Annotated in this window: 6 protein-coding genes; 2 read left to right on the plus strand and 4 right to left on the minus strand. The window is 73.4% G+C overall.

All coding sequences use genetic code 11. The annotated features are described in order from the left end of the window. Position 1 precedes the first annotated feature (1 nt). Positions 2-175: a DNA cytosine methyltransferase gene (locus tag ABWK99_RS14970; protein ID WP_372595498.1), complete on the plus strand. Its 174-nt coding sequence runs from the start codon at positions 2-4 to the stop codon at positions 173-175. A gap of 6 nt (positions 176-181) precedes the next feature. On the opposite strand, the gene ABWK99_RS14975 is transcribed toward ABWK99_RS14970, so the two are convergent. After that, positions 182-424, minus strand: coding sequence for a hypothetical protein (locus ABWK99_RS14975; RefSeq protein WP_372595493.1), 243 nt, complete (start codon positions 422-424; stop codon positions 182-184). 117 nt (positions 425-541) lie between these two features. On the opposite strand from ABWK99_RS14975, the gene ABWK99_RS14980 reads away from it, so the two are divergent. Then, complete coding sequence (locus tag ABWK99_RS14980; protein WP_372595494.1) at positions 542-1,300, plus strand: DUF429 domain-containing protein; 759 nt, start codon at positions 542-544, stop codon at positions 1,298-1,300. 127 nt (positions 1,301-1,427) lie between these two features. Here the strand turns inward: ABWK99_RS14980 and ABWK99_RS14985 are convergent, their stop codons facing one another. The 3 genes from ABWK99_RS14985 to ABWK99_RS14995 form a co-directional block, all read right to left on the minus strand. Further along, entirely contained in the window at positions 1,428-2,102 is a 675-nt protein-coding gene (locus ABWK99_RS14985) for a hypothetical protein (RefSeq protein ID WP_372595495.1), read from the minus strand. 192 nt (positions 2,103-2,294) lie between these two features. Then, the gene (locus tag ABWK99_RS14990; protein ID WP_372595496.1) at positions 2,295-2,813 is read right to left on the minus strand and encodes a hypothetical protein; all 519 of its coding nucleotides are present in this window, start codon (positions 2,811-2,813) and stop codon (positions 2,295-2,297) included. A gap of 262 nt (positions 2,814-3,075) precedes the next feature. Continuing rightward, the coding region (locus tag ABWK99_RS14995) for a hypothetical protein (protein ID WP_372595497.1) at positions 3,076-3,295 on the minus strand (220 nt) is incomplete at its 5' end.

A 3,295-nucleotide genomic window follows, 5' to 3' on the forward strand; every position in this document is an offset into this window, starting at 1 on the left:
CCTGCACCCGGTCGCCGACCGTCCGATCACGCACCTCGAGGCGGCACTCATCCAGGGGTTCCCGGAGGACTACTTGTGGGCGGGCAACAAGGCGAGCATCGCCCGCCAGATCGGCAACGCTGTCCCCCCGCGCTTGGCCGAGGCCTTTGCGTCTCACATTGCTGCGCGCATGTAGCGACGCTCAGGCCAGCGTCCACGGGGCCCTGCGTTCACGTCCCGCCGATACCAGGACTCCCTCGTCCCGCAACGTCTGGGCTGCCCAGCGAACGTCGTACTGCCAGGTGTAGAACAGGTCGCCCGAAGCGCGGAGATCGGGCTCGTGAACCTGCCAGATCAGACGGCAGGTCTCGACGACGCTGCCGGAGCCTCCGAGGGACTTCAGGGCTTCGATGGTCCAGTCGCGTAGGTCATGCTTCGTCGCCACGACTGCAGCTTGGCACTCAATCCCGGTCGAAGCTAGACAGCGGTCGCTCCTCCGGCATCCGCCGCGAAGGCGGATAGCGTGGAATCGGTCCAGACCTCGTTGTGCCGCGGAGAGCCCATGCCCACCCACCTAGGCATCGACCTCGCCTGGGCCCCGCGCGCCCGCACCGGCCTCGCCGTCGTCGACGCCGACGGCCGCCTCATCGCCTCGACCTCCGTGCGCACCGACGAGCAGATCGCCGAGTTCCTCGCCCCGCACCTGGACCCGGACGCCGTCGTCGCGATCGACGCGCCTCTGGTCGTCCCGAACCTCACCGGCAGCCGCCCGTGCGAGAAGGAGCTGAGCGCCGTCTTCGGCCGGTACGACGCCGGCACGCACCCCGCGAACAGGTCGCGCCCGTGGTTCGACCCGCCGCGCGGCGCGGTCCTCGCCGAGCGGTTCGGCTGGGAGATGGACCCGACGGCGGCGCCCTTCACCGGCCGCCCGGTCGCGATCGAGGTGTACCCGCACCCGGCGATGGTGAGCCTGTTCGGCCTCGGCCGGATCCTGCCGTACAAGAACAAGCCCGGACGCACCCTGGAGTCGCTCCGGGCGGCGTTCGTGCAGCTCGTGGAGCACATGGAGCGCGTGCTCGGCCCCACGCTCGGCCTCGACAGGTCCGCACGCTGGGCGCAGATCCGCGCCGCTGTCCCCGCCGCGACGCGCAAGGTCCACCTGCGGATCGTGGAGGACGAGATCGACGCGATCCTCTGTGCGCACCTGGCCTGGCTGTGGGGCCGCCGCGACCCGCGCATGGAGGTGTTCGGGGACGGCGAGCGCGGGTACATCGTCACCCCGCGGCTCCCCGGGGGACAGCGACCTCCGGCTGCGCGGTGACCGACGACCCCGACGGGCCGTCAGCCGCCGAAGGGGAGGAGCCCGACCAGGACGATCCGCAGGATCCGCATGCCCAACCTGCTGAGGGACGAGCCCTGGTGCGGGCGCCGCCACGCCCCGTCTCCCCTCAGCTCGTCAGCTCGGGGACGACGCTCCGCATCATCGGGGTGAGGAACAGGCTGATGAGGAAGGCCCACCCGCCCGTCAGCCGCGCTGCCGGCGCGGGCATCGGCGCCGTCCGCCACAGCGGGACGGGTTCGACGAGGAAGAAGACGAGGATCAGCGGGTTCGTCCAGGCGATCCAGAACCAGGCCCATTTCGTGGCGAGGCGCGGTTGCGGTGCCGCGATGAGGGCGACGAGCCCGAGGAGCGAGGCCGCCGCCCACCAGTTGACGATCGGGACACCCGATCGCGGTGTGTACGGCACCTCGACGATCGTGGCACCTGTGGCGCGCGCCGCCTCCCGGACGGGCTCGAAGCTCTCGTCGACGTCGAAGATCGGCACCACGTAGGTGAGGCTCACGGTCCGCCCCTGCCGCAACCACGAGAACGGGCCGTCCTGCAACCCGAACGGGAGCGAGATCCATGGCTCACGCCAGGTGAGCCGCACCTCGTCGATGCCGGTGTTCTCGGGCTCGGGCACCTCTCGCGTGACGGACGTGATCGTCCCGGAGTACAGCCCGTCCAGCAGGTCGCCCAGATCCCGTTCCACCGGCTGCCTGAACTGCACCGCCGCCCCGACCAGCAGCACCAGCACGAGCCCGAGCCGCACCAGGCGCCAGGTGCCGCTCTGCTGCTCCACCGGCCCCGCGGGGCCCGCGGGGCCCACCGGCTCCGCAGACGCCGCGGGCTCATGCCCCGTCGCGTGCTCGGACACCTCGGCCCCCGTCCCGGCGCACTTCGCGCCTCCACTCGCGATCCTGGCACCCCCGCACGACGGCGACCAGGGCCCCGACGGCGCCTGGAGGACCGGCGGTTCGGACGGGCGGCGGCCCTACCCCCGGTGCGCCCTGGCGTTCCGCTCGCGATCGGCCTGGAGCAGCGCGGTCAGGGTCGCGACCGTCGGGAGGTCGTCCTCCGGCAGGGGAGGTGCGGCGAGGCGGCGACGCACGTCGGCGGCGTCGTCCGGGCCCAGGTGCCGGCCCAGCCCGGCGAGGGTGGCGGTGAACCTCTGCTCGCCGACGACGACAGCGCCCGGCGAGACGCGGGTGGGCCGCCGGTCCCCCGGGACGACGACGAGGGCTGCCGTCACCGGGCGATGGGCGGGCTGGAGGGCCTCGGCCAGACGCGTCGTCGCCAGGACGACGTCGTCGACCGCCTGGCTCGCGCTGGCGGGGTGCACGGTCCCACGGCGCACGCCGACCCGCGTCGTCCACCGGGCGATCGCGAGGACGCCGCCGGGGCCGACGGCGACCTGGTCGAGCACCTCGCGCAGGTGCGCCGGAGCGTCGACCAGCACCCAGCCGAACGGCTGCGGGACGGGGTGGTCGACGGGTTCGACGCTCGGCGACATCGGGTGCCTCTCCTGGGTGGCAAGGGGCGCGGCGGGTGGCGGATGCGGTCCCGGAACTCCCCTCGCTCCTTCATCGGCCCGGGCGGACGTCGCCTTGACCGGTGCGGGGTCCTCCGACCGGGTGATGTCGGGTCCAGGTCGGCGCAGGCGAGGCCCCGAAGTGGGAGCGGGGCGGGCCTCGGCCCCCCTGTCGCCCGCCCCGCACGTACGCTGGACGGGAACCCGCAGCGTCGACAGGACGCGCACCGACGGCGGAGGGGGCTCAGGTGGATCCGAGCACGGAGCCGTACCGCCGCTCGTGGATGCCCTTCGGGCGCACCGGGCGGACCCAGCCGCGCGGGGTCACGAGCAGGACGTCGTCGACCGGTCCGCGCCGCCGCATCAGCATGACGCCCGTCCAGCTCCAGCAGTCGATGGAGTCCCGACCCGTCGAGGCGATGGCCGCGGCGCCTTCCGGCGAGAGCCGGGACCGCGGTATGGCC

Origin of the sequence: Actinotalea sp., from assembly GCF_041597215.1 — a bacterium.
In the GTDB taxonomy this organism is placed as follows: Bacteria; Actinomycetota; Actinomycetes; order Actinomycetales; family Cellulomonadaceae; genus Actinotalea.